Origin of the sequence: Streptomyces sp. NPDC096311, from assembly GCF_044763085.1 — a bacterium.
GTDB lineage: Bacteria > Actinomycetota > Actinomycetes > Streptomycetales > Streptomycetaceae > Streptomyces.
Genome location: NZ_JBIWFN010000008.1, coordinates 36,121 through 59,705, shown reverse-complemented (window position 1 = coordinate 59,705; position 23,585 = coordinate 36,121). Strand labels below are relative to the sequence as shown.

General features: G+C 72.0%; 25 protein-coding genes. 16 read left to right on the top strand and 9 right to left on the bottom strand.

Going from position 1 to position 23,585, the window contains the following annotated elements; genetic code table 11:
- The first annotated feature begins 22 nt into the window (after nucleotides 1-22).
- The 3 genes from ACIRA5_RS21275 (at nucleotide 23) to ACIRA5_RS21265 (ending at nucleotide 3,180) form a co-directional block, all read left to right on the top strand.
- A complete protein-coding gene (locus ACIRA5_RS21275) occupies nucleotides 23-1,621 on the top strand; it encodes an ABC-F family ATP-binding cassette domain-containing protein (RefSeq protein WP_352051702.1) in 1,599 nt (532 codons plus the stop codon).
- A 387-nt stretch (nucleotides 1,622-2,008) separates the two neighbouring features.
- Entirely contained in the window at nucleotides 2,009-2,230 is a 222-nt protein-coding gene (locus ACIRA5_RS21270; protein WP_006123601.1) for a helix-turn-helix domain-containing protein, read from the top strand.
- 146 nt (nucleotides 2,231-2,376) lie between these two features.
- Complete coding sequence (locus ACIRA5_RS21265; RefSeq protein ID WP_403692858.1) at nucleotides 2,377-3,180, top strand: enoyl-CoA hydratase/isomerase family protein; 804 nt, start codon at nucleotides 2,377-2,379, stop codon at nucleotides 3,178-3,180.
- On the opposite strand, the gene ACIRA5_RS21260 is transcribed toward ACIRA5_RS21265, so the two are convergent.
- Nucleotides 3,138-3,920 carry a nucleopolyhedrovirus P10 family protein gene (locus ACIRA5_RS21260; protein WP_403692855.1) on the bottom strand — a complete coding sequence of 261 codons (783 nt, stop codon included), beginning with the start codon at nucleotides 3,918-3,920 and terminating at the stop codon, nucleotides 3,138-3,140. The genes ACIRA5_RS21265 and ACIRA5_RS21260 overlap by 43 nt on opposite strands.
- Nucleotides 3,921-4,006: 86 nt before the next feature.
- On the opposite strand from ACIRA5_RS21260, the gene ACIRA5_RS21255 reads away from it, so the two are divergent.
- The 5 genes from ACIRA5_RS21255 to amaP are packed head-to-tail and all read left to right on the top strand — an operon-like array spanning nucleotide 4,007 to nucleotide 6,394.
- Entirely contained in the window at nucleotides 4,007-4,495 is a 489-nt protein-coding gene (locus ACIRA5_RS21255) for an Asp23/Gls24 family envelope stress response protein (RefSeq protein WP_060902206.1), read from the top strand.
- Between the two features lie 60 nt (nucleotides 4,496-4,555).
- The gene (locus tag ACIRA5_RS21250; protein ID WP_054232254.1) at nucleotides 4,556-4,741 is read left to right on the top strand and encodes a hypothetical protein; all 186 of its coding nucleotides are present in this window, start codon (nucleotides 4,556-4,558) and stop codon (nucleotides 4,739-4,741) included.
- Nucleotides 4,738-5,121 carry an Asp23/Gls24 family envelope stress response protein gene (locus tag ACIRA5_RS21245; protein WP_403692851.1) on the top strand — a complete coding sequence of 128 codons (384 nt, stop codon included), beginning with the start codon at nucleotides 4,738-4,740 and terminating at the stop codon, nucleotides 5,119-5,121. Before ACIRA5_RS21250 ends, ACIRA5_RS21245 begins: the two co-directional genes overlap by 4 nt.
- On the top strand, nucleotides 5,118-5,810 hold the full coding sequence (locus ACIRA5_RS21240) for a DUF6286 domain-containing protein (RefSeq protein ID WP_403692849.1): 693 nt from the start codon (nucleotides 5,118-5,120) through the stop codon (nucleotides 5,808-5,810). Before ACIRA5_RS21245 ends, ACIRA5_RS21240 begins: the two co-directional genes overlap by 4 nt.
- Entirely contained in the window at nucleotides 5,807-6,394 is a 588-nt protein-coding gene (gene amaP / locus ACIRA5_RS21235; protein ID WP_403692846.1) for an alkaline shock response membrane anchor protein AmaP, read from the top strand. Before ACIRA5_RS21240 ends, amaP begins: the two co-directional genes overlap by 4 nt.
- 25 nt (nucleotides 6,395-6,419) lie before the next feature.
- On the opposite strand, the gene ACIRA5_RS21230 is transcribed toward amaP, so the two are convergent.
- The 5 genes from ACIRA5_RS21230 to ACIRA5_RS21210 all read right to left on the bottom strand — a co-directional run bounded on the left by ACIRA5_RS21230 (nucleotide 6,420) and on the right by ACIRA5_RS21210 (nucleotide 11,340).
- A complete protein-coding gene (locus ACIRA5_RS21230) occupies nucleotides 6,420-7,175 on the bottom strand; it encodes an SDR family oxidoreductase (RefSeq protein ID WP_403692844.1) in 756 nt (251 codons plus the stop codon).
- Between the two features lie 15 nt (nucleotides 7,176-7,190).
- Nucleotides 7,191-8,996 (bottom strand): glycoside hydrolase family 15 protein, encoded by a 1,806-nt coding sequence (locus ACIRA5_RS21225; protein ID WP_403692841.1) that lies wholly within the window; start codon nucleotides 8,994-8,996, stop codon nucleotides 7,191-7,193.
- Between the two features lie 94 nt (nucleotides 8,997-9,090).
- Nucleotides 9,091-9,882: an SURF1 family protein gene (locus ACIRA5_RS21220; RefSeq protein WP_403692838.1), complete on the bottom strand. Its 792-nt coding sequence runs from the start codon at nucleotides 9,880-9,882 to the stop codon at nucleotides 9,091-9,093.
- Between the two features lie 93 nt (nucleotides 9,883-9,975).
- Complete coding sequence (locus tag ACIRA5_RS21215) at nucleotides 9,976-10,209, bottom strand: hypothetical protein (protein WP_054232337.1); 234 nt, start codon at nucleotides 10,207-10,209, stop codon at nucleotides 9,976-9,978.
- A 111-nt stretch (nucleotides 10,210-10,320) separates the two neighbouring features.
- Nucleotides 10,321-11,340: a DEDDh family exonuclease gene (locus ACIRA5_RS21210; RefSeq protein ID WP_403692836.1), complete on the bottom strand. Its 1,020-nt coding sequence runs from the start codon at nucleotides 11,338-11,340 to the stop codon at nucleotides 10,321-10,323.
- Nucleotides 11,341-11,591: 251 nt separating this feature from the next.
- Here ACIRA5_RS21210 and ACIRA5_RS21205 point away from each other — a divergent pair, with 251 nt between their 5' ends.
- The 8 genes from ACIRA5_RS21205 (at nucleotide 11,592) to ACIRA5_RS21170 (ending at nucleotide 19,359) form a co-directional block, all read left to right on the top strand.
- Entirely contained in the window at nucleotides 11,592-12,389 is a 798-nt protein-coding gene (locus tag ACIRA5_RS21205) for an acetoacetate decarboxylase family protein (RefSeq protein WP_385375478.1), read from the top strand.
- Nucleotides 12,389-13,273 carry an SDR family NAD(P)-dependent oxidoreductase gene (locus ACIRA5_RS21200; protein WP_403692833.1) on the top strand — a complete coding sequence of 295 codons (885 nt, stop codon included), beginning with the start codon at nucleotides 12,389-12,391 and terminating at the stop codon, nucleotides 13,271-13,273. Before ACIRA5_RS21205 ends, ACIRA5_RS21200 begins: the two co-directional genes overlap by 1 nt.
- An 11-nt stretch (nucleotides 13,274-13,284) precedes the next feature.
- Nucleotides 13,285-14,568: an amidohydrolase family protein gene (locus ACIRA5_RS21195; RefSeq protein WP_403692831.1), complete on the top strand. Its 1,284-nt coding sequence runs from the start codon at nucleotides 13,285-13,287 to the stop codon at nucleotides 14,566-14,568.
- Nucleotides 14,565-15,821 carry an amidohydrolase family protein gene (locus ACIRA5_RS21190; RefSeq protein ID WP_403692830.1) on the top strand — a complete coding sequence of 419 codons (1,257 nt, stop codon included), beginning with the start codon at nucleotides 14,565-14,567 and terminating at the stop codon, nucleotides 15,819-15,821. The genes ACIRA5_RS21195 and ACIRA5_RS21190 overlap by 4 nt, the downstream gene beginning before the upstream one ends.
- A gap of 24 nt (nucleotides 15,822-15,845) precedes the next feature.
- A complete protein-coding gene (locus ACIRA5_RS21185) occupies nucleotides 15,846-16,556 on the top strand; it encodes a VIT family protein (protein WP_352051716.1) in 711 nt (236 codons plus the stop codon).
- 147 nt (nucleotides 16,557-16,703) lie between these two features.
- Nucleotides 16,704-17,576 carry a sterol desaturase family protein gene (locus tag ACIRA5_RS21180; RefSeq protein WP_388121285.1) on the top strand — a complete coding sequence of 291 codons (873 nt, stop codon included), beginning with the start codon at nucleotides 16,704-16,706 and terminating at the stop codon, nucleotides 17,574-17,576.
- Nucleotides 17,573-18,268 carry a lysoplasmalogenase gene (locus ACIRA5_RS21175; RefSeq protein ID WP_403692828.1) on the top strand — a complete coding sequence of 232 codons (696 nt, stop codon included), beginning with the start codon at nucleotides 17,573-17,575 and terminating at the stop codon, nucleotides 18,266-18,268. The genes ACIRA5_RS21180 and ACIRA5_RS21175 overlap by 4 nt, the downstream gene beginning before the upstream one ends.
- Nucleotides 18,269-18,309: 41 nt before the next feature.
- Nucleotides 18,310-19,359 carry a zinc-dependent alcohol dehydrogenase family protein gene (locus ACIRA5_RS21170; protein ID WP_403692827.1) on the top strand — a complete coding sequence of 350 codons (1,050 nt, stop codon included), beginning with the start codon at nucleotides 18,310-18,312 and terminating at the stop codon, nucleotides 19,357-19,359.
- On the opposite strand, the gene ACIRA5_RS21165 is transcribed toward ACIRA5_RS21170, so the two are convergent.
- From ACIRA5_RS21165 to ACIRA5_RS21155, 3 genes are all read right to left on the bottom strand, one after another.
- Nucleotides 19,354-20,424: a CopD family protein gene (locus ACIRA5_RS21165; RefSeq protein ID WP_403692824.1), complete on the bottom strand. Its 1,071-nt coding sequence runs from the start codon at nucleotides 20,422-20,424 to the stop codon at nucleotides 19,354-19,356. The two genes, ACIRA5_RS21170 and ACIRA5_RS21165, sit on opposite strands and share 6 nt — an antisense overlap.
- Nucleotides 20,425-20,524: 100 nt before the next feature.
- Nucleotides 20,525-21,907: a CoA transferase gene (locus tag ACIRA5_RS21160; RefSeq protein ID WP_403692822.1), complete on the bottom strand. Its 1,383-nt coding sequence runs from the start codon at nucleotides 21,905-21,907 to the stop codon at nucleotides 20,525-20,527.
- A gap of 79 nt (nucleotides 21,908-21,986) precedes the next feature.
- A complete protein-coding gene (locus tag ACIRA5_RS21155; protein ID WP_403692820.1) occupies nucleotides 21,987-23,531 on the bottom strand; it encodes a S8 family peptidase in 1,545 nt (514 codons plus the stop codon).
- Nucleotides 23,532-23,585 lie beyond the last annotated feature (54 nt).

Here is a 23,585-nt window from a genome sequence, read left to right as displayed (position 1 = left end):
CACCCTGCCCTGGAGTCTGTCCGTGATCTCCGCCTCCGGTATCGAGCTGCGCGCCGGCGCCCGCATCCTCATCGAGTCCGCCACCTTCCGCATCACCAAGGGCGACCGTATCGGCCTGGTCGGTCGCAACGGCGCGGGCAAGACGACCCTGACGAAGGTCCTGGCCGGCGAGGGCATCCCGGCCTCCGGCACCGTCGCCCGCTCCGGCGAGGTCGGCTATCTGCCCCAGGACCCCCGCACCGGTGACCTCGACGTCCTCGCCACCGACCGCATCCTCTCCGCGCGCGGCCTGGACACTCTGATCCGCAAGATGCGGGAGAACGAACAGCGCATCGCCAACGGCTCGGGCGCCACCCGCGAGAAGGCCATGCGGCAGTACGAGCGCCAGGAGACCGAGTTCCTCACCAAGGGCGGGTACTCCGCCGAGGCCGAGGCCGCCACCATCGCCGCCGCGCTCAACCTGCCCGACCGCGTGCTCGGCCAGCCCCTGCACACGCTCTCCGGCGGTCAGCGCCGCCGTGTCGAGCTGGCCCGCATCCTGTTCTCGGACGCCGACACGCTCCTGCTCGACGAGCCGACCAACCACCTCGACGCCGACTCGATCGTCTGGCTGCGCGACTACCTGAAGACCTACCGCGGCGGCTTCATCGTGATCTCCCACGACGTCGACCTCGTCGAGACGGTCGTCAACAAGGTCTTCTACCTGGACGCCAACCGCGCCCAGATCGATGTCTACAACATGGGCTGGAAGCTCTACCAGCAGCAGCGCGAGGCCGACGAGAAGCGCCGCAAGCGCGAGCGGCAGAACGCCGAGAAGAAGGCCGCCGCGCTGAACTCGCAGGCGGACAAGATGCGCGCCAAGGCCACCAAGACGGTGGCCGCGCAGAACATGGCCAAGCGTGCCGACAAGCTGCTGGCCGGCCTCGAGGCGGTCCGCGTCTCCGACAAGGTCGCCAAGCTGCGCTTCCCGGAGCCCGCGCCCTGCGGCAAGACCCCGCTGATGGCCGAGGGCCTGTCGAAGTCCTACGGCTCGCTGGAGATCTTCACCGATGTCGACCTGGCCATCGACAAGGGCTCGCGCGTGGTCATCCTGGGCCTCAACGGCGCCGGCAAGACGACCCTGCTGAAGCTGCTCGGCGGCGCCGAGCAGCCCGACACCGGCGAGATCATCGAGGGCCACGGCCTCAAGCTCGGGTACTACGCGCAGGAGCACGAGACCCTCGACCCCGAGCGCACGGTCCTGGAGAACATGCGCTCCGCCGCCCCCGACCTGGACTTGGTCGAGGTCCGCAAGACGCTCGGCTCGTTCCTGTTCTCCGGCGACGACGTCGACAAGCCGGCCGGCGTTCTCTCCGGCGGCGAGAAGACCCGGCTCGCGCTCGCGACCCTCGTGGTCTCCTCGGCGAACGTCCTCCTCCTCGACGAGCCGACGAACAACCTGGACCCGGCCAGCCGCGAGGAGATCCTCGGCGCGCTGCGCACCTACAAGGGCGCCGTCGTCCTCGTCACCCACGACGAGGGCGCCGTCGAGGCGCTCCAGCCCGAGCGGATCATTCTGCTGCCGGACGGCGTCGAGGACCTGTGGGGCTCCGACTACGCGGACCTCGTCGCCCTCGCCTGAGCCCTCGTACGGACTCCGGGACCGCCCCCGGGCTGCCGTCAGCACGACGTGATCGAATGACTGATCCACTGCGTATGGATCATTCGGCCGATCCGTGATCCATCATCTGTGTGAGATCTCCTCGTACCGAGGTGTGTCCTACATCCATTTCGCGGCCGAGTCCTTTGTTCCCAAGGGCTCGGCCGTCTTGCGTCGCTGACCTGGCACTTCACGGAAGAACCCGTTCGGTCGTACGGACGGAGCAGTGCGGACCCTGCGATTCCACTTGTGAGGACGGGCTCCTGTCGTCAAAACCGTGTCTCACGGACCTTGCCGAATGGGTGGCCATGAAGGCCTTGAGGGGTGATCATGAGAAGTCCAGAGCGCACTTCCCATGAGGAGGCACGGGTGGCCGAGACTCTGAAGAAGGGCAGCCGGGTAACCGGCGCCGCGCGCGACAAGCTCGCGGCAGACCTGAAGAAGAAGTACGACTCCGGTGCGAGCATTCGAGCGCTGGCCGAAGAAACCGGCCGTTCGTATGGCTTCGTGCACCGGATGCTCAGCGAGTCGGGCGTCACGCTGCGAGGGCGTGGCGGAGCGACGCGGGGCAAGAAGGCCGCCTCGGCCTGAGGCCGGGCGTCCCCATCGGCTTCGGTGGTGGCCACCCGGTCGGTCGGGTGATCGACCGGGTGGTTACTGTGCAGTCACTTAGGTGTGTTCCTCGTGCCCTTCACGAGGTACGCGTCTGATCCGACCGCACCCATCGGAGGCAGCTCATGGCTTCGCTCGACAAGGATCTTGACCCCGTACTCGACAAGGACGGCGTACGGCTCACCGTCGACGACGCGATCGCCACGGTGACGCTGACCAATCCGGCCAAGCGCAACGCTCAAAGTCCTGCTCTGTGGCGGGCGTTGACGGAGGCCGGGCGGTCGCTGCCGGGCACTGTCCGTGTGGTGGTGTTGCGTGCCGAGGGCCAGTCGTTCTCGGCCGGGCTCGACCGGCAGGCGTTCACGCCCGAGGGGTTCGACGGCGAGCCGTCGTTCATCGACCTCGCGCGCGGGGCCGACGCCGAGCTCGACGCGACCATCGCCGAGTACCAGGAGGCGTTCACCTGGTGGCGGCGCAGCGACGTCGTGTCCATCGCCGCCGTGCAGGGGCACGCCATCGGTGCGGGTTTCCAGCTGGCGCTCGCCTGTGACCTGCGCGTCGTCGCGGACGACGTGCAGTTCGCCATGCGCGAGACCAGCCTCGGGCTCGTTCCCGACCTGACGGGGACGCATCCGCTGGTGAGCCTGGTCGGATACGCCCGTGCGCTGGAGATCTGCGCCACGGGCCGCTTCGTGTCGGCCGAGGAGGCCGAGCGCATGGGGCTCGCCAATCTCGCGGTGCCTGTCGACCAGCTCGAGGATGCCGTGCGGGACCTCGCCGGTGCGGTGCTGGCCGCGCCTCGGGACGCCGTCGTCGAGACCAAGGCGTTGCTGCGGGGGGCGCAGGAGCGGACGTACGAGGAGCAGCGGGTCGCCGAGCGCGCGGCTCAGGCCCGGCGGTTGCGGGATCTCGCCGGTCTGGGAGAGTGAGGTCGTCCTTCCTGGGCGACAGACGTCACCAGCGCCGTCACTGACGGAGTGTCGGGGAGGGCATCCGCGACCGCCGCTCTGACGGCTCTTGCCACGTCCACCGTTCGCTCCGTCGCCGCGACCGCCAGTTCGACGCGGACGTGGCGGCGGGCGAGGGCGGGATCCTCGCCGGGGACGTTCTCGATGTGCACCGGACGGCCCAGGACGTCCGTCAGGTGGAGTACCCCCGGCACGGACAGGGCGGCGGTGGCCGCCCGGGCCTCGTCGGGCGCCGTCGGTACGGCGGCCGGAGACGGGGTGGCGTGACGTACGGCGGTCGGCGGCGCGGAGACGTCCCCCAGCTCCGTCACCTTCAGGTCGATCTCCGTGACCGTCAGGCCGAGGGGTTCGGCCGCCTCGGCCAGGGTCACGCGCAGCCGGGCCGCGGTCGCGGGCAGCGGCTCGACGCCGGGGGCCGTCGGATCCGCCCCGGCCGTGAACTCCGCGACGATGCGCAGGGGGCCGGGCGGCAGCGCGCTGGGCGGCGGCGGTACGACGGGTTCGTGGACCAGGTCCGGGTCCGCGAGGGCGATCCGGAGCGTGCCGAGGCGGACACCGGGCACGCCGGCCGCCGCGCGCCGCAGGTATGCGTCGGCCGCCTCCTCGGCGATCCAGGCGCCGTCCCGCGGATGCCCGAGCGGGAGCAGGCGCCCGAGCCCGAGCTGCCGCCGTACCGCCTGCGTCCATCGATCCGCGGTCATTGCTCCAGCCTGCCGCATCCCTGGCGCGCGAGCCCGCAACCGCACCTACTGTGGGCAGGGAGGACGACCGAAAGGGACGTACGGCGATGACCGACATGACGGAGCAGAACCGGACGGACAGCCCCGGGAGCGAGAAGGAGGCCCCCCAGAGCCGCAAGCCCGGGGTCACCAAGCGCGGCGGCGGTGATCCCGCGACGCGGGGGCGGACCACGATCGCCGACGGTGTGGTGGAGAAGATCGCCGGGCTCGCCGCCCGGGACGTGCTCGGCGTGCATGCGATGGGCAGTGGGCTGAGCCGGACTTTCGGGGCCGTGCGCGACCGGGTGCCAGGGGGGTCGAAATCCGTCTCGCGCGGCGTCAAGGCCGAGGTCGGCGAGCTCCAGACCGCGCTCGACCTGGAGATCGTCGTCGAGTACGGCGTGTCGATCGCGGACGTCGCCCGCGCCGTGCGCGAGAACGTCATCGCGGCCGTGGAGCGCATGACGGGACTCGAGGTCGTCGAGGTCAACATCGCGGTGAGTGATGTGAAGCTTCCCGAGGAAGAAGACGAGGAGCCGGAGGCGCGGCTCCAGTGACCGGCCCGGCCGCGCAACGGCCCACGACACCGTGGCTGTCGAACCGCTGAGGAGCGCACCATGAGCTTGGCCGTGATCGGCATGATCGCCGGAATGGCGCTGGGCTTCGCCGGGTACTTCGGGGGCTTCGGGGCCTTTCTGCTGGTGGCCGCCCTGGGTGCCGTCGGGTTCGTCGTCGGACGGTTCCTCGAGGGGGACCTGGATCTCGGTGACTTCTTCCGTCCCCGCGACGACCGGCGGCGGTGACGCCCGTGACCGGCCCGCCCGGCGACACCCGACGGCCCCTGACGGCCGTCGAGGCGGGCGCGCGCGGCGCGACCCGGATCGCCGACCGGGTCGTGGCGAAGATCGCCGCGCAGGCCGCCCGGGAGGCCCTGGACCCGCTGCCCCCGGACGCCGTCCCCCCGCACGCGACGGTCGTCGTCCACCACGAGACCGCCCGCGTCCGCGTCCACCTCGAACTCGGCTACCCCACCGACATCGGCGCGCGCTGCAACGCGGTGCGTCGTCATGTCGCCGAGCGGGTAGACGCGTTGACGGGGATGGAAGTGCCGGAGGTGACGGTCCACATCGAGCGGCTGCACCTGGTACCGGCGACCGCCGCGGCACAGGGGAGGACGCGATGAGCGAGCCCCAGGGCTCCGAGAACACCACCCGACGCATGCCCGTCCTGGAGAAGACCGACGCCGGCCCACCGGCCGAGGACGAACTCGACCAGTCCGCCTCCGCGGCCGACTACGACCCGCCGCCCGCTGTCGACGACGCGAACGGCGGGCAGGGCCGGTTCTGGTCGGCGCGCCGCGTCCCCGCGGGGATCGTCGCGCTGCTGGTCCTCGTGGGTGCGGGCGTCCTGCTGTACGACGTCGCGGCCGTACGTGCCCACCGGCCCGCCTCGCACTGGCGCAGGTTCCTCGCCCGGCAGCTCGCCGAACGGCCCCTCGACGACACCTGGGTGCTCGTCGGCGCCGGCCTCGCCGCGGCCCTTGGACTCTGGCTGATCGTCCTCGCGGTGACGCCGGGGCTGCGCGACGTCCTGCCGATGCGGCGCACCCATCCCGACGTACGGGCCGGGCTGCACCGGGGCGCCGCCGCGACGGCGCTGCGCGACCGGGCCATGGAGGTCTCCGGGGTGCGGTCGGTCCGCGTACGGATGGGGCGCAGGAAGGTCGACGTGCGGGCGGTCTCGCACTTCCGCGCACTCGACGACGTACGGGCCGACCTCGACGCCACGCTCGCCGACGGCATCCGGGGACTCGGACTCGTCCGGTCGCCCGCCCTGTCCGTGCATGTCGTGCGTCCGGGCCGGAAGGGGTGAGGGCGGTGCTCAGGATCGTCAACCGTGTCCTGCTGGGAATCGTCGGGCTCGCGCTGCTGGTCGTCGGCAGCTCCGTGCTCGCCGTCGGACTGGGCGTGCGGCCGCCCTCCTGGTGGATCCACGACGGGCGGCACGACGTGCTGCTGAGCGCCGCTCGACGGACCCGGTGGCGGGACCAGGGCTGGTGGTGGCCGACCGTCATCGCCGTTCTTGCCGTCGTCGTCCTGCTCAGCCTGTGGTGGCTGTCGGCCGTACTGCGGCGCCGCCGGCTCGCGGAGGTGCTCGTCGACACCGGTGACGGTGAAGGGGCGCTGCTGCGCGGGCGGGCCCTGGAGGGCGTACTGGCCGCCGAGGCGGGACGGCTGGACGGTGTCGAACGGGCGGAGGTCCAGCTGACCGGGCGGCGCGGCGCTCCCGGAACCCGGGTCCAGCTCCTGCTGGAACCGCATGTCGATCCCGGGCAGGCGCTGCACCTGCTGACGACCCAGGCCCTGGCGCACGCCCGGGACTCCGCGGGCCTCGCCGCGCTCCCCGCGGAGGTACGCCTGCGCGGGGTCAAGCACCGGGCCGAGAGGGTGAGTTAGTCGCCCAGGTGGTGCCCGAGCGGACTCAGAAGCCGCTCCGGACGCCGCCGTCCACCGGCATCATGAGGCCCGTCAGATACGACGCGGCGGGCGAGAGCAGGAACGCCGCCGTGCGGCCGAACTCCTCCGGGGTGCCGTAGCGGCGCAGCGGAATCCGCGACTCGTTGGCCGCGCGGGTGGCCTCCGGGTCGGCGGAGAGGCCGTCGAGCTCGCGCACGCGGTCCGTGTCGATGCGGGCCGGGAGCAGGCCCACGACACGGATGCCGCGCGGGCCCAGCTCGTCGGCGAGGGACTTGGCGAAGCCGGCGAGACCGGGGCGCAGACCGTTGGAGATGGTCAGGCCCGGGATGGGCTCGTAGACCGAGCCGGAGAGCACGAAGCCGATGACGCCGCCCTCGCCGAGCTCCGCGGCGGCCGCGCGGGCCAGCCGGACCGCGCCCAGGAAGACGGACTCGAAGGCGGCCGTCCACTGCTCGTCCGTGTTGTCCGCGACGAACCCGGGCGGCGGGCCGCCGACGCTGATCAGGATGCCGTCGAAACCGCCGAAGTGCTCGCGGGCCGCCGCGATCAGCCGGCCCGGGGCCCCCGGGTCGGAGTTGTCGGCGGCCACCCCGACCGCGTTCGGGCCGAGCGCGGACGCCGCGTCGGCGGCGGTCTTCTCGTCCCGCCCCGTGACGATCACCTTCGCGCCGTCCGCGGTGAGCTCGCGCGCGGTGGCGTTGCCCAGGCCACGGGTGGCTCCCGTGACGACGTACACACGGTCCTTCAGTCCAAGATCCATGGCCCCCATCCTCCCCTATCCGGTCGCCCCGGTTCCTCCCGGATGCGCTTCACCGAACAGGTGGAAGGCGGTCCCCACCAGGCCGAGGTGGCTGAACGCCTGCGGGAAGTTGCCGAGCTGGCGGCGCGCGACGGGGTCGTACTCCTCGGACAGCAGCCCCACGTCGTTGGCCAGGCCGAGCAGCCGTTCGAACAGCTCGCGGGCCTCCTTCGTACGGCCCGTCATGTGCAGCGCGTCCGCGAGCCAGAACGAGCAGACGAGGAAGGTGCCCTCGCCGCCGGGCAGCCCGTCGACGTCGACACCCTCGTCGCTGTAGCGGCGCAGCAGGAAGCCGTCGCGTGCGAGCTCGGCGCGCACCGCGTCGATGGTGCCGACGACCCGGGGATCGTCGGGCGGCAGGAAACCGACGCGGGGGATGAGCAGCAGTGACGCGTCCAGTTCGTGTGACCCGTAGGACTGCGTGAAGGTGTTGCGTTCCGTGTCGAAGCCGTGCTCGCACACCTCCTTGTGCACCTCGTCGCGCATCGTGCGCCAGCCCTCCAGGTCGCCGGCGAGCTCCGGTTCGCTCTCCAGCGCCCGGACGGCCCGGTCGGCCGCCACCCACGCCATCACCTTCGAGTACACGAAGTGCCGGCGTGGGCCGCGCACCTCCCAGATTCCCTCGTCCGGCTGCCGCCAGGCGGTCCGCAGGAACTCCATCAGGGCGCACTGCAGGCGCCACATGTGCGGTTTGGACGGCAGGCCCGAGCGCCGGGCCAGCGTGAGCGAGTCGATGACCTCGCCGTACACGTCCAGTTGGAGCTGCTTCACGGCCTCGTTGCCGATCCGGACCGGGTACGAGCCCCCGAAGCCGGGCAGCCACGGCAGCTCGAACTCGGGCAGCCGGCGCTCACCGGAGAGGCCGTACATGATCTGCAGGTCCGCGGGATCGCCCGCGACCGCGCGCAGCAGCCAGTCGCGCCAGGCCTCGGCCTCCTCGTGGTACCCGGCCGACAGGAGCGCGCCCAGGGTGAGGGTCGAGTCGCGCAGCCAGCAGTAGCGGTAGTCCCAGTTGCGGACGCCGCCGAGTTCCTCCGGGAGCGAGGTGGTGGGGGCCGCGACGATGCCGCCGGTCGGGGCGAAGGTGAGGGCCTTCAGAGTGATCAGGGAGCGCATGACGGCGTCGCGGTGCGGACCGTCGTAACGGCAGCGCGCCGCCCACGCCTGCCAGTCCTCGACGCTGGAGCGCAGTGCCTCGTACGGGTCGACGAGCGGTGGGCGCGACTGGTGCGAGGGATGCCAGGTCAGCACGAAGGCGACCTTCTCGCCCGCCTCCACGGTGAACTCCGAGTGGGTACGGAAGTCCTTGCCCCAGGTGCGTACCTCGGGTTCGCTGCGCAGCCACACCGAGTCCGGGCCCGCGACCGCCACCCGCTGGCCGTCCGCCTTGCGCACCCACGGCACGACGGAGCCGTAGTCGAAGCGCAGTTGCAGTGTGCTGTGCATCGTCACCCGGCCGCTGAGCCCTTCGACGACGCGGATGAGATCGGGCGCGTGCTCGCGCTGTGGCATGAAGTCGCTCACGCGGACCGCGCCCTCGTCCGTCTCCCATTCGGAGTCGAGCACGAGCGTGTCCTGCCGGTACGCCCGCCGGGTGCAGGGGCCCGCCCCCGTGGGTGAGATCCGCCAGCGACCGTGGTTCTCGTCGCCGAGGATCGCGGCGAAGCAGGCGGCGGAGTCGAACCGTGGCAGACAGAGCCAGTCGACGGATCCGTCCCGGCCCACCAGCGCGGCGGTCTGTTCGTCCCCGATGAGCGCGTAGTCCTCGATACGTGGGTGCACGTGGGGCGAGTTCCCGGCGAAGGCCGGGGCCAATCGGGTCGGGGGCCGACCGGGTGACACCGGTCGAGGAAGTACCGGCGCGGCGGGCCAGGGGTCAGGCGGCCACCGTGGCCGCTTCCGGCGTGGTCGCGGAGGCGGCGGCCTCGGCCCGGTCGCGGCGCTCCCGGCGGACCAGGATCAGCCAGCCCACGGGCACGCCCGCGGAGAAGAGCCACCACTGGATCGCGTACGCCATGTGGGGACCGATGTCGTTGTGCTCGGGGTCGGGGATCAGTTCGGGGGAGTCACCCTTGGGCGCGGGCGCGGTCTGCTCGATGTACCCGCCGAGGACCTGCTTGCCGAGGCTCTTGGCCTGCTGCTCGCTGTTGATCAGCATGACCTGGCGGTCGGGCAGGCCCTGGACGTTCTTGATGCCGCTGTCGCCGGTCGTCTCGTCGGGCATCAGCCGCCCGGTGACGGTGATCTCGCCCTTGGCGGGCGCCGGGATCTTCGGGAACGCGGTCTGTGAGCCGTTCGAGTCGATCCAGCCCCGGTTGACGATCAGCACCCGGCCGTCGTCCAGGTCGAAGGGGGTCAGGACGTGGTAGCCGACCTCGCCGTCGGCGTTGGTGCGGCGCCGCACGACGACCTCGTGCGCGGTGTCGAAGGTGCCCTTCGCGGTCACCCGGCGGTACAGGTCCGCGTGCTTGACGTGCTGCCCCGGCGCGGTGACCGACTCGGCGGGCACCGGCGTGGCCGTCAGTGACTGCGAGATGACCTTGTTCAGCGCGACCTTGTGCTCATGGCGGTGCAGCTGCCAGAAGCCCAGCTTGATCATCGTGGGGATGAGCAGGAGGGCCACGAGGGTGAGAATCACCCACTGCCGGGACAACAGGAAGCGGTACACCCCACGACCGTACAACTCGGTCGTGGGGCGTATTCAGGGGGGTGCGCGTCGACACGGCGGGAACGTGTGCTCCCGGACCGTTGCGCCCGGCTCTCAGACCTTGTCGATGATGCCCACCTTGCCCTCCGCGCGGGCGCAGTGCGCGCCGCAGAACCAGTGGCCCTCGACCTCGACGCCCTGGCCGATGATCTGCACGCGACAGTGCTCGCAGATGGGGGCCATCCGGTGGATCGCGCAGGAGAAACAGTCGAAGACGTGCACCGCGCCCTGCGCGTGCACCTCGAAGGTCATGCCGTAGTCATTGCCGCACACTTCGCATCTCGCCATGCGCCACAGGGTGAGGTGCCGACGCGGCGCGGGCGAGCGGGCGCCGGGCGAGTCGCCCGGCAATCACCCGTACGTCCGTCAGCGACCCCGGCCCCTCTTCATCCCCCGGGGTCACTTCTCCGAGGCCGGCGCCACGTCCCGCAGCAGCTGGCCGAACGCCGCCTCGTCGATCACCGGTGTCCCGAACTGTTTGGCCTTGACCACCTTGGACGTACTGGAGTCCGGATCGTTGGTGACGAGCAGGCTGGTCAGCCGGGACAGACTCGTCGCGACATGCAGGCCGGCCTCGACGGCACGGTCCTCCAGCAGCTCGCGGTCGACGGACGTGTCCCCGGAGAACGCGACCCGCATACCCTGCTTGAGTGGTTTGTCCGCTTCGTAGCGGCCAGGGTTGGGATAGGGGCATACGGGGCGTTTGCGTGAGGGCCGCCAACTCCCGGACGGGTAGCCACCGGACGAGTACCCGCCGGACGAGTGGCCACCGGGACCGGACTGCCGTCCGATCCGCGGTGCCGCGGGGCTCTCGGACCACTCCTTGAGCGGCCGGCACTCCAGGAGCGGCAGCCGGATGCCGTCCCGCGCGGCGGCCCGCAGGCTCGGCCGGAACGCCTCGGCCAGCACGCGCGCGTCGTCCAGCGCGTGGTGCGCCCGCTGCTGTACGACACCGAAGTGCGCGGCCAGCGACTCCAGCTTGTGGTTGGGCAGCGGCAGGCCCAGCTCCTTGGAGAGCGCGATGGTGCACAGCCGCTGACGCACCGGCGCCTCACGCTCCGCGCGCGCGTACTCCCGGGCGATCATGGACCAGTCGAAGACCGCGTTGTGCGCCACGAGCACCCGGTCGGCGAGCCGGTCGGAGAACTCCTCGGCGATGTCCTGGAAGAGCGGGGCGCCTTCGAGCACCTCGGTCGTCAGACCGTGGATCCAGACCGGGCCCGGGTCCCGCTCCGGGTTGACCATCGTGTACCAGTGGTCCTCGACCTCGCCGCGCGCGTCCAGCCGGTAGACGGCGGCCGAGATGATCCGGTCGTCGCGGGCCAGGCCGGTGGTCTCCACGTCGACGACCGCGTACCCCTGCGGATACGCGGCCGGCCAGGGGGCTGGTGACGCTGCGGTCGTCAGGTCTTCGAGCATGGTCACTGAGGATACGGGCCCTGACTGACAGTCCGGTCCCCACCTTCCAGGAACCGACGGACGGTCCGGCCGCCGGAGTTGACGCGGTCGGCGGGGGACAGGGGTGCCTCTTGTGGCGCGGGTCACCGGTTGGTCCGGGCCCGGCGCACGGCCCGGGCGCATGGCTGACGCATGGCTATGGACCTTTCGACGGTGTCCTGCAAGCGTGCTCCGCGCCCCAGCAGGTAGCGCCTACGAAGGGCGGTACGGACATGGCACGAGTGAGGTACGGCGCACGGACCGAGGCGGAGATCGCCGCCGCGCGCACCGCGAGCGCCAAGCTCCCCGACATCTGGTCCACGGGTGTGGTGGCCGTCTGGGAGAGTGATCCGGACGCGGTCGCGGCGGTCCTGCCACCCCCGCTCAAACCCACCGGGCGCCCCCTGGTCCGGGTGAACATCAGCAAGGTGGACCTGCCGGGTTATCCGCTCGGCGCGGGCTCGTTCGCCGTCGCCGCGGCGCACGACGGCGTCGAGGGCTGGTACCCGCTGGTCATGCCGATGACCCACGAGCGGGCGCTCATCGGCGGCCGCGAGGTCTTCGGGGAGCCCAAGAAGCTCGGCGAGGTCACCGTGGAACGCGACGGCCTCGTCGTACGGGCCGCACTCGCCCGGCACGGCATCGCCTTCGTCGAGGTGCGCGGCGCGGTGAGCGGTGACCTGCCGCTGCCCGAGCCCGCCCGGAAGACCGACTTCTACTTCAAGTTCCTTCCCGCGGTGGACGGTTCGGGCTTCGACGTCCACCCCGTGCTCGTGCACTGCGTACGCAACGAGAAGGTGCGCAGGCTGGAGCGCGTCACCGGGGACGTCGTGCTGCGCGAGTCGATGTACGACCCGGTCGCCGACCTCCCCGTACGCGAACTGGTCGAGATCACCCTCGGCGAGAAGACCACCGACCAGACGGGCCGGGTGGTCGAACGCGTCAGCGCCCAGGCCCTGTTGCCCTACATCCACCAGCGCTACGACGATCCGCGGCAGATCCTCGACGGGCCGCCGGAAGGGAGCGCCTGATGGAACTCCGGGCGGGGCAGGTCGCCGTCGTCACCGGCGCGGCGAGCGGTATCGGGCTCGCGATGGCGCGCCGGTTCGCGGCGGACGGTCTGAAGGTGGTCCTCGCGGACGTCGAGGAGGGTGCCCTGGAGAAGGCCGCCGCCACGCTGCGGGAGGACGGGGCGCAGGTGCACGCGCGCGTGGTGGACGTCTCGGAGCGCGAACAGCTCGACGCGCTCGCCGCCGAGACGTACGAGAAGTACGGCGCCGTGCACGTCCTGTGCAACAACGCGGGAGTCGGCTCCGGCGCCGAGGGCCGCATGTGGGAGCACGATCCGAACGACTGGAAGTGGGCCTTCGCCGTCAACGTCTGGGGTGTCTTCCACGGCGTCCAGGCCTTCGTGCCGCGGATGATCGCCGGCGCAGAGCCGGGCCACGTCGTCAACACCTCGTCCGGCGACGGCGGGATCGCCCCGCTGCCGACCGCCTCCGTGTACGCCGTCACCAAGGCGGCCGTCGTGACGATGACCGAGTCCCTGTACGCGCATCTCAAGGCGGAGCACGCGCGCGTGGGGGCGTCGGTGCTCTTCCCCGGGCCCCACATGCTGCGTACCGGTCTGTGGGAGTCGCACCGCAACCGGCCCGAGCGCTACGCGAAACAGCGCCCCAGGAAGACCCCCTACCGCAGCCTCGACCAGTGGGAGGCCGCGATGAAGGAGGCGGGGCAGGAGGTGCGGTTCACGCCGGTGGAGGAGGTCGCCGACCTGGTGGCGGACGGCATCCGGGAGGGCCGGTTCTGGCTGCTGCCCGCGAGCGAGCACAGCGACCGGCAGATCCGGGCCAGGTCGCAGTCGATGCTCGACCGGGCCGACCCGTCGTATCTAGAGCACTTCATCCTGGACTGAGGAGGCGGGCGATGACCGAGCGGGACCCCTATCTGATCATCTCCTCCGACTGCCACGCCGGGCTCCCCACCGAGGAGTACCGGCCCTACCTGGACTCCCGGTTCCACCGGGACTTCGACGAGTTCCTCGCGGGCCAGGGCCGGCGCCGCGAGGAGATGAACCGGCTCGGCATCCGCAACGAGGCGTTCGCCGACCGCTGGTTCCAGGACAACGAGGAGGGCCTGCGCGGCGGTTGGGACACCGCGCAGCGCCTCAAGGAGCTGGACGGCGACGGTGTGGCGGGGGAGGTGGTCTTCCCGGACGCCGACGCCGTGGACAGCCGCACGGCGGCCCCCTTCGGCGTGGGCCTCGGTCTCTCCGGCGACCACGACCCGCAGCTCGGCATGGCGGGCGCGCAGGCCCACAACCGCTGGCTGGCGGAGTTCGTCGGGGAGAACCCCGAACGGCACTGCGGGGTCGCCCTGCTGCCGATCACGGCGGCCTCCGACGCGGTCGTCGCCGAGGTGTACCGCGCCAAGGAGTCGGGACTCGGCGCCCTGATGATCCCCTCCATGTGGGTCGACAAGGAGCCCTACCACGACCGCCGTTACGACCCCGTGTGGGCGGCCGCCGCCGAGTGCGCGATGCCGGTGGTCACGCACTCCGGCGCGGCCCCGCGCCACGAGTACGGCGACCACCTGGGGATCTTCGTCTCCGAATGCACCTGGTGGCCCGCGCGCCCCCTGTGGTTCCTGCTCTGGTCGGGCGTCTTCGAACGCCACCCGGGGCTGAGGTTCGGGGTCGCGGAGTCGGGCTGCTGGTGGCTGCCGAACCTCCTCTGGTTCATGGACCGCCTCTACCTGGGCGCGCACGGCGGCAAGAAGCTGTCGCCCTTCGAGGAGCTGAAGCGGCCCCCGCACGAGTACCTCGACCGCCAGCTCTTCATCTGCGCGACGAACACCAAGCGCCGCGAACTCGCGCAGCGCTACGAGATCGGCGTCGACAACATCCTCTGGGGCAGCGACTTCCCGCACCCCGAGGGAACCTGGCCCGACACCCGCGCGTGGCTGCGGCGCACCTTCCACGACATCCCGGTCGCGGAGACCCGCCGCATGCTCGGCCTCGCGGCCGCCGAGGTCTTCGGCTTCGACGTCGAGCGGCTGACCCCGCTCGCCCGGCGCATCGGCCCGACCCCGGCCGAACTCGGCCAGAGCGACGACCAGACGGCCGTGGCGGCGTCCTGGGCACGCTCGCGCGAGGTGGGCCGCCACTGGCTGACCGGCCACGACTTCCCGGTCCTGGGGACGACGCCGTGAACGCCCCCACGAACGACCCCGTGACCGACCGCTACACCGTGATCTCGGCGGACTGCCACGCCGGAGCGGACCTCCTGGACTACCGGCCCTACCTGGCGAAGGAACACCACGAGGCGTTCGACGCGTGGGCGGCCACGTATGTCAACCCGTACGAGGACCTGCTCGCCGACACCGCCGACAAGAACTGGAACTCCGCACGGCGCCTGGCGGAGCTGGAGGAGGACGGCATCGTCGCGGAGGTGGTGTTCCCCAACACCATCCCGCCCTTCTTCCCGTCGGCCGCCCTGATGGCGCCGGCCCCCACCGTCGAGGAGTTCGAACGGCGCTGGGCGGGCCTGCGCGCCCACAACCGCTGGCTCGCGGACTTCTGCGCCGCCGCGCCGGGCCGCCGCGCGGGTGTCTTCCAGATCCTCCTGAACGACGTGGAGGAGGCGGTGAAGGAGATCAGGTGGGCCTCCCGGGCGGGCCTCAGGGGCGGCCTGCTGCTCCCCGGCACCCCACCGGGCTCGGGACTGCCCGAGCTGTACTCGTCGACGTACGACCCGATCTGGGCGGTCTGCGAGGAGCTGGGCGTCCCCGTGAACCACCACGCGGGCTCGGCGTCGCCGCCCCTGGGCGAGGAACCGGCGGCCCGCGCGGTCTTCATGGTCGAGACGACCTGGTTCTCCCACCGCGCGCTCTGGCACCTCATCTTCGGCGGCGCCTTCCGCCGTCACCCCGGTCTGAGACTGGTGCTGACCGAGCAGGGCTCGGGCTGGATCCCCGGGGTGCTCGACATGCTGGACTACTACCACGGGAGGCTGTCGGCGGCGGCGAAGAGGGCGAAGAGGGCGACGGCGGAGTCGAAGTTCGGCGCGGGACTCGCGGAGGCGATGGGCAAGGGCCCCTCGGACGTCTGGCGGGACAACTGCTTCGTCGGCGCGAGCTTCATGCGCCCGCACGAGGTGCCGCTGCGGGCGCGGATCGGCGTCGACAAGATCATGTGGGGCAGCGACTACCCGCACGACGAGGGCACCTACCCCTACTCCCGGGAGGGCCTGCGCTGCGCGTACGCGGGCGTGCCGCGCGAGGAGGTCGCCGCGATGGTCGGCGGGAACGCCGCCCGGGTGTACGGCTTCGACCTCGACGCCCTGGACGCCCTCGCGGTGAAGGCGGGACCGACCGTGGCGGAACTGGCCGAACCGCTGACGCGACCCCCGGCGGACGCGACGAGTCCGGTGTTCGCGCGGGGAGCGTCAGTACGGGTCTGGTGACGCGCCAGGTGGCATCCTCCCCGTGTGACGGTACCCATGCACGACGAGGCCCACGAAGGCACCCTCGGCTCCCGCCTGAACTGGCTGCGGGCCGCGGTGCTGGGCGCCAACGACGGCATCGTCTCCACCGCCGGCCTCGTCGTCGGCGTGGCCGGCGCCACGGACGACCGCTCCGCGCTGCTCACGGCGGGCCTCGCGGGGCTGCTGGCCGGGTCCATGTCGATGGCGGCGGGCGAGTACGTCTCGGTCTCCACCCAACTGGACTCCGAGAAGGCCGCCCTGGCGCTGGAGCGACGCGAACTGCGTGAACAGCCGGCTGCCGAACTCGAGGAGCTGACCGAACTCCTGGAGCAGCGCGGCCTGACCCGCGAGGTGGCCCGCGAGGCGGCCGAGCAGCTCACGGAACGCGACGCCTTGAAGGCCCACGCACGCGTAGAGCTCGGCATCGACCCCGACGACCTCACCAACCCCTGGCACGCGGCCTGGGCGAGCTTCCTCTCTTTCACCGTGGGCGCCCTTCTCCCCCTCCTCGCCATCGTCCTGCCACCGGCGGCCTGGCGCCTGGGCGTCACCGTGCTCTCGGTACTGGCCGCCCTGGTCCTCACCGGCTGGCTGAGCGCCCGCCTGGGCTCGGCGGACCCGGGCCGCGCGGTACTGCGGAACGTGGGCGGGGGTGCGCTGGCGATGGGGGTCACCTATGCGGCGGGGGTGCTGTTGGGGGCGGCCGGGGTGTGACGAGCACCGAGTGAACATCTGACGAGCATCGGTCCGGACCTGTCGGCGTTCTTGGCGGAGATCACCAATAAGCAAGCGCGTACCCTCGGTAATACTTGTGGGTAACAACGTCTAGCCGCGGCCGAGCTGCGGTTCTACGGTGCATCCATGCCGAACCTGCCCGATGTCGTGCTGTGGTCGATACCCGCCTTCGTGCTGCTCACCGTGATCGAGGTGGTGAGCGTCAGGATCCATCCGGACGACGATGCCGCGGGGTACGAGGCGAAGGACGCCGCGACGAGCGTCGGCATGGGGCTCGGGAGTCTCGTCTTCGACTTCCTGTGGAAGATCCCGATCGTCGCGATCTATACGGCGATCTATGAACTGACGCCGCTGCGGGTGCCCGTCCTGTGGTGGACCGTTCCGCTGATGCTGCTGGGGCAGGACTTCTTCTACTACTGGTCGCACCGCGGGCACCACGTCATCCGCGTCCTGTGGGCCTGCCACGTGGTCCACCACTCCAGCCGGAAGTTCAACCTCACCACGGCGCTGCGCCAGCCCTGGACGACCTGGACGGTCTGGCCCTTCTACGTGCCGCTGATCGCCCTCGGCGTGCACCCCGCCGCGCTGGCGTTCTGCTCGTCGGCGAACCTCGTCTACCAGTTCTGGATCCACACGGAGCGGATAGACAAGATGCCCCGTTGGTTCGAGTTCGTGCTCAACACGCCCTCCCACCACCGGGTCCACCACGCCTCCCAGGGCGGCTATCTGGACCGCAACTTCGGCGGGATCCTCATCGTCTGGGACCGGCTCTTCGGGTCCTTCGTCGCCGAGACCGAGCGGCCCGTCTACGGGCTCACCAAGAACATCGCCACCTACAACCCCCTGCGCGTCGCCACCCACGAGTACGCCGCCATCGCCAGGGACCTGAAGGCGGCGACCGGTTGGCGCGAGCGGGCGGGACGGGTCTTCGGCGGGCCCGGCTGGCAGCCGACGCCGAAGTCCGCAGGGCGCGAGCCGGTCACGGAGCCCGTCGCGTGAGCCCACGGCACGCGCGCGTGCTGCTCGTCTCCTTCGGCGTGGCCGCTGCCGTGGACCTCGTTTCCCTGGCCGTCGGGTTCACCCCGGGGCACCTGGTCGCCAAGCCGCTTCTGATGCCCCTGCTCGCCGCCCACGCGGTCGTACGCGGCGGACCGCGGCTCCTGGTGGCCGCCCTGCTCTGCGGCTGGGGCGGCGACGTCCTGCTGCTGTCCGACGCCGACCCGGCCTTCCTCGTGGGGATGGCCTCCTTCGCGGCCGGTCACGTCTGCTATCTCCTGCTCTTCAGAAGGCCGGATTCGCCGCACCGCGCTCCAGACGTGCGTGGGCCGTCGGTCTGGCTCGGTGGCGCGTACGTCCTCGCCCTCGTCGTCACCGTCACCCTCCTGTGGCCCGATCTGCCGGCCGGCCTGCGTATCCCCGTCGCGGGCTACAGCCTGCTGCTGACCGCGATGGCGGCCACCAGCACCCGGCTCGGGCCCGTCGCGGGCGCGGGCGGGGCGCTCTTCCTGCTGTCCGACACCCTCATCGCCACCGGCGTCGCCGACTGGCCGCAGCTCCCGAGGCCGGACTTCTGGATCATGCTGACCTATGCCGCCGCCCAGTTCCTGCTGGTCAGCGGAGTGCAGAGCACCCTCGGCGCGCATACCGCGGCGAGGGCGGCGTACGGTGAGATGCGCTCAACCACCCCCTGAGCGCATCTCACCCAGCCGATCGGCCGAGAAGGATCCTCGTCATGCGCGCCACCACCATCCACGCCCCGTTCGACATGCGCGTGGAGGACGTCCCCGAGCCCCTGGTGAAACTGCCCACCGACGCGGTCGTGCGGGTGCTGCGGTCCTGTATCTGCGGCAGCGACCTGTGGGCCTACCGGGGCGAGGCGGCCCGACAGGCGGGGCAGCGGATCGGGCACGAGTTCCTCGGCATCGTCGAGGAGACCGGCTCCGACGTGACCGGCGTCCGCCGCGGCGACCTGGTCGTCGCGCCCTTCATGTGGTCGGACGGCGTCTGCGACTACTGCCGCGAGGGCCTCACCACCTCCTGCGAGCACGGCGGCTTCTGGGGCGCGGTCGGCTACGACGGCGGTCAGGGCGAGGCCGTGCGCGTTCCCTTCGCCGACGGCACCCTCGTACAGCTGCCCAAGGAGGCGGCCTCCGACGATCACCTGCTGTCGGCCCTGCTGACGCTCTCCGACGTCATGGGCACCGGTCACCACGCGGCCCTCGGCGCGGGAGCCCGCAAGGGCGCCACCGTCGCGGTCGTCGGGGACGGCGCCGTCGGGCTGTGCGCCGTGCTGGCCGCCAAGCGGCTCGGCGCCGAGCGGATCATCGCGCTCGGACGCCACCAGGCACGTACGGACATCGCGCGTGCCTTCGGCGCCACGGACGTCGTCGCCGAACGCGGCGAGGCGGCCGTCGAGGCCGTCCGCGAGCTGACCCGCGGCCAGGGCGCGCACGCCGTCGTGGAGGCGGTCGGCACCGAGCAGTCCATGCGGACGGCCGTGAACATCACCCGCGACGGCGGCGCCATCGGCTTCGTCGGCGTGCCGCACGGCAGCGGCACGGGCCTCGACCTGGGCGTGATGTTCGACCGGAACATCGCGCTGCGCGGCGGTGTGGCGCCGGTGCGGGCGTACATCCCGGAGCTGCTGCCCGACATCCTGGACGGCACCATCGACCCGTCGCCCGTCTTCGACATGACCGTCGGTCTGGAGGGCGTGCCCGAGGGCTACAAGGCGATGGACGAGCGCACCGCCCTCAAGGTGCTCGTCACCAACGGCTCATGACCACCTGATCGGCAGCGGAAGCGCCGTCAGCAGCCCCGACACCGCCACGACCAGGCCCAGTGCCACCACCTCCGCGCGAGCGGGCACACAGGCGCTGAGCCGGTCGGCGGCCCGGCGCAGCCGCAGCCGCGCGAGCAGCGCCAGCACGGCGACGACGGCCACCAGTACCAGCTTGGCGAGCAGGGTGCGCCCGTACGACGTGGCCGTCAGCTGGTCCAGGACCGTGCCGGGCGGCATGCGGCGCAGTGCGCTCCACGCGCCCGTCGCGGTGAGCGCCGCGAACAGGACGGCGGCCACGCGCGCGTAGAGGCCCAGAAGCGCCGCGCCGGCCGCGTCCGCCGAAACCGCCGTCCCGGCCGTCTTTGTCGTCTGCGCGGCCTCCGCCTCCGAGGAGACGCGCCAGGCGCGCAGCATCCGCAGCACGTGCAGCAGGCCGCCCGTCCACAGGGCCGCGCAGGTCACGTGAACGAGCGTCAGACCGGAACCGACGAGCGGGCCGTGCTCCGGCGCCGCGTGGGCGCGCAGCGCCTCCGCGAGGGCCACCGCGGCCAGCGGCCACACCTGGGCGGCCGGTCTCCGTGACAGGGCGCAGAGCCCGGCGGCCAGGAACGCGTTGACCTCCAGGAGCGCCAGCTTGCCGTCCCGACTCTCGTAGAGCCCGCCGACGTCCATGTCGGAGAGGTGATGCGGCAGCAGATTGCCGGTGGCCACCACCGAGGCGAGCCCCAGCGCGGCGACGAATCCGACCGCCGCGGCGTAGGGCGCCCAGCTGTGGGGCGCGTGCTCCAGCGGCGCGCCCGGCACCCGGCGGGCCAGCCGGGCCGCGAACAGTTCGCCCACGGGGACGCACAGCGCCGCGAACAAGACCGCGCGCAGCAGGGCGATGCCGCCGACGCCGGGGGCGGCTGCCTCGCCGGTGCCGTCCAGCACGGAGCGCGGACCGAGCAGCGGGATCAGGGCGGCCACGGCCACCAGGACGAGCAGGGCGACGGCGCCTCCGGCGGCGGGGCGCCGCGCCGGACCACTCGCGCCCGCCGCCTCGGCTGTCGGTCGTATCAAGGTCACCCCAAGATCTTCACCAGTCGGCACAGAACCGGGCAAGTGCAGGGAAACAAGCGGTGGTTCGGCATTCCGCCCATAGGTACGTTTCCGGCCGACGCCTCGCTCACGCCCACCGGGCCGGGTCCGTCCCCCAACGTCCGGGCGGCCGCGCCCAGTCGCGGGGCCCGCCGGCGAAGGAGACGGGCGACCGTGCGTATCTGAGCCGGCCCAGGTCGCTGTCTGTCTCGGTGAGCCAGGGGCCCGATCCGTACGAGGCGTCGGCGGGCTCCTCGTCCCGGTGCGCCGGCGCGTCCACCAGCCACGCGGCCGTCCGCGCGAGCGCCAGCCGGACGAGCCGCGTCCCGCCCTCCCGGGTCTGCTCGGTGAGCGACCGGAGCACCGCGGCGGCCAGCAGGTACCCCGTGCCGTGGTCGAGGGCCTGCGCGGGCAGCGCACCCGGCCGCTCCGCCGACCCCTCGATCCGCGCGATCCCGGTGGCGACCTGCACCAGACTGTCGAAGCCCCGCCGCCCGGACCACGGCCCGTACCCGCCCCACGCCGACAACTGCGCCACCACAAGACCGGGCCGCCGCTCGGCCAGTGCCCCCGGGGAGAGCCCGAACCGGTCCAGTGCGCCGGGCCGGTACCCGGTGACGACGACATCGGCCTCGGCGAGCAGCTCCTCGAAGGCCGAGCGGTCCCCGCGCGCCGACAGGTCGAGCGTGGCGGACCGCTTCCCGAAGTCCAGGTCGGCGTGCTGGTCGTCGATTTCGGGCAGGCGCGGGCTGTCGATCCGCAGGACGTCCGCGCCGAGGAGGGCGAGCGTGCGGGTGGCCACCGGGCCCGCGATGACCCGGGTGAGGTCCAGCACGCGGATGCCCGCCGCGGGCAGCAGTGGATCCCCGGCGAGCGGGGCGAGCCGTCGTACGGGAGCCGTGTCCAGCCGCTCGCGGGTCACCAGCGGGTGTGCGGCGATGGCCCGCCCCTGGGGATGCGCCGCCCACTGGCCGGGCGTGCGCAGGGCGATCGCGAGCCCGCCGGCCGCGTACACGGTCTCCTCCACCTCGAGGGCCGATCGCTCGGCGAGCGTTTCGGCGACCACCTCGGTGAGGGAGCCCCGGCCCTCCGGCACGCCCAGCGCGCTCAGCAGCCGCTCTTGGTGGTGCGGATAGTTCGCGTGGGTGCGGACCCAGCCGTCCGCCGTCCGCCAGAACCGGGACAGCGGGGCGAAGTTGACCGGCTCACGGCCGTCGACGCGCAGGTGTCGCTCACTGTGGAAGGCGGTGGCGACAGCCCCGTCGTCGACGCGCACCCCGGGCACTTTCCCTCCGGTGCGGCCTGCGGTCAGCTCGGCCCCGGCGAGGGCACAGGCCGCGACACACGCCCGGGCCGTCCCGCGCACCGGCAGCCGTGCGGGCAGCACCCCCTCCCGTGCGACGGCCGAGATCTGTGCGGTGAGTGCGGGGTCGCCGCCCAGAGCGGCCCACGCGAAGTCCGTACGCGTCATGACGGCACTATGCCGGGTGTACTGGATCAACAGGGGAAAGGGGGCCGGGGCAACCGCCCGGCCCCCTTCGCTCACGCGGTCACTTCGTGACCGCCCGCAACGCGTTGACGGTGCCCCAGCCGTAGAAGCCGTTGTGGTTCTTCGTGCCCTCGCACACCGCGTCGACCTTGCCGTCGCCGTCGATGTCGTAGGGGTCGGTGCACGGCGTGGCGTCGGCCTTCGCGTACAGCAGCGCCTTCACCAGGGCGGCGGAGGCGTGCGGGTGGGTCGACTTGATGAGGGCGGCGACGCCCGCGACGTGCGGGGACGCCATCGACGTGCCGGCCATGTAGCCCCATGTGCCGCCGGGCAGCGGGCCGAGGATCAGGCCGCTGGTGGCGGGCGGTGTCGGGGTCTGGTAGCGCGTCGAGTCGCCGCCGGGCGCGGCGACGTCGATGACGCCCAGGCCGTGGTTGGAGAAGGACGACTTGATGCCCTTGGCGCCCGTCGCGGCCACGGTGACCACCCCCGGCAGCTGGGTGGGGATGTCGTAGCACTTGGAGGGGTCGATCACCCGGTCCGAGGGCGTGCCGTCGTTCGGGGAGACCGGGTCGGTGATCGAGTCGGCGGCCAGGTCGTAGTTCTCGTTGCCCGCCGCGGCGACGTTGACGGTGCCCTTGTGCTCCGCGTACTGCGAGGCGCGGGTGATCGCGTCGACCAGCGCCTTCTGGTCCGGGTCGTCCTTGCAGTTGAAGTACCAGGGGTCGGTGTAATAGCTGTTGTTGGTCACGTCGACGTGGTGCTCGGCGGCCCACACGAAACCGCAGACGACGGCCTCGGTGTAGAAGTAGCCGGCCGTCGTGGCCACCTTGATGCCGGCGACCTTCACGCCGGGCGCGACCCCGGTGATGCCGACGCCGTTCTTGGCGCCCGCGATCTCGCCCGCGACATGCGTGCCGTGCGGGCTCTCCGCGGCGGTCGGCCGCCAGGCCCCGTCGGTGGTGTCCGGCTTGCCCGTCACACAGTTGACCGAGGCGTCGCGGTCGAAGTTCGGCGCGATGTCGGGGTGCGTGTCGTCGACACCGGTGTCGATCACGGCGACCGTCACCTTGCTGCTGCCGAGGGTCTTCTCGTGCGCCTTGTCCGCCTTGATGGCGGGCAGGTCCCACTGGAGGGACTCCAGCGGGTCCTGCCCGGCGGCGGCCTCGGCGCTCGCGGCCTTCTCCTGCGCCGCGGTGAGCACCTGGGGCGCGCCCATGTCGGTGGTCGACTGCGCGGGCAGCGGCGCGTTGCGCGTGTTGCCGGCCGACTGCACGCCGCGTACGCCGCGGATCGTCTTGGCGAAGTCGGCGTTCGAGGAGTGCACGACGATCACGCCGATCCGGTCGTACGACGTCACTATCGTGCCGCCCGCCTTGGCGATGGCCTTCTTCACGGAGGCGGAAGTGCCGTGTCCGGGGCGGACGTTGACGACATAGCTGAGGGCGGTCGCATCCGCCGTCGTCGTCGTGGCGGTCCGCGTGGCGGAGCTGTCGGAGTCGGCCGCCGAGGCGCTGACGTTCGGCAGGAAGGCGAGGGCCGTCGCCGTGGCCATCCCGAGCGGGAGGGCTATGGCGCGGCGGGAGCGCTTGCGAGGCGCGGTCATGGAGTCTCCAGATCATTCGCGGTACGAGCGGTACGAGCGGTACGAGCCGTGCGG

Excerpts from the sequence above, each read along its gene's own strand:
- ACIRA5_RS21260 (WP_403692855.1), bottom strand. The coding sequence starts at position 3,920 with ATGACCGCGGATCGATGGACGCAGGCGGTACGGCGGCAGCTCGGGCTC.
- ACIRA5_RS21180 (WP_388121285.1), top strand. The coding sequence starts at position 16,704 with ATGCCGAACCTGCCCGATGTCGTGCTGTGGTCGATACCCGCCTTCGTG.
- ACIRA5_RS21240 (WP_403692849.1), top strand. The coding sequence starts at position 5,118 with ATGAGCGAGCCCCAGGGCTCCGAGAACACCACCCGACGCATGCCCGTC.
- ACIRA5_RS21200 (WP_403692833.1), top strand. The coding sequence starts at position 12,389 with ATGGAACTCCGGGCGGGGCAGGTCGCCGTCGTCACCGGCGCGGCGAGC.
- ACIRA5_RS21265 (WP_403692858.1), top strand. The coding sequence starts at position 2,377 with ATGGCTTCGCTCGACAAGGATCTTGACCCCGTACTCGACAAGGACGGC.
- ACIRA5_RS21170 (WP_403692827.1), top strand. The coding sequence starts at position 18,310 with ATGCGCGCCACCACCATCCACGCCCCGTTCGACATGCGCGTGGAGGAC.
- ACIRA5_RS21215 (WP_054232337.1), bottom strand. The coding sequence starts at position 10,209 with ATGGCGAGATGCGAAGTGTGCGGCAATGACTACGGCATGACCTTCGAG.
- ACIRA5_RS21255 (WP_060902206.1), top strand. The coding sequence starts at position 4,007 with ATGACCGACATGACGGAGCAGAACCGGACGGACAGCCCCGGGAGCGAG.
- ACIRA5_RS21195 (WP_403692831.1), top strand. The coding sequence starts at position 13,285 with ATGACCGAGCGGGACCCCTATCTGATCATCTCCTCCGACTGCCACGCC.
- ACIRA5_RS21250 (WP_054232254.1), top strand. The coding sequence starts at position 4,556 with ATGAGCTTGGCCGTGATCGGCATGATCGCCGGAATGGCGCTGGGCTTC.
- ACIRA5_RS21155 (WP_403692820.1), bottom strand. The coding sequence starts at position 23,531 with ATGACCGCGCCTCGCAAGCGCTCCCGCCGCGCCATAGCCCTCCCGCTC.
- ACIRA5_RS21210 (WP_403692836.1), bottom strand. The coding sequence starts at position 11,340 with ATGCTCGAAGACCTGACGACCGCAGCGTCACCAGCCCCCTGGCCGGCC.
- ACIRA5_RS21160 (WP_403692822.1), bottom strand. The coding sequence starts at position 21,907 with ATGACGCGTACGGACTTCGCGTGGGCCGCTCTGGGCGGCGACCCCGCA.
- ACIRA5_RS21205 (WP_385375478.1), top strand. The coding sequence starts at position 11,592 with ATGGCACGAGTGAGGTACGGCGCACGGACCGAGGCGGAGATCGCCGCC.
- ACIRA5_RS21230 (WP_403692844.1), bottom strand. The coding sequence starts at position 7,175 with ATGGATCTTGGACTGAAGGACCGTGTGTACGTCGTCACGGGAGCCACC.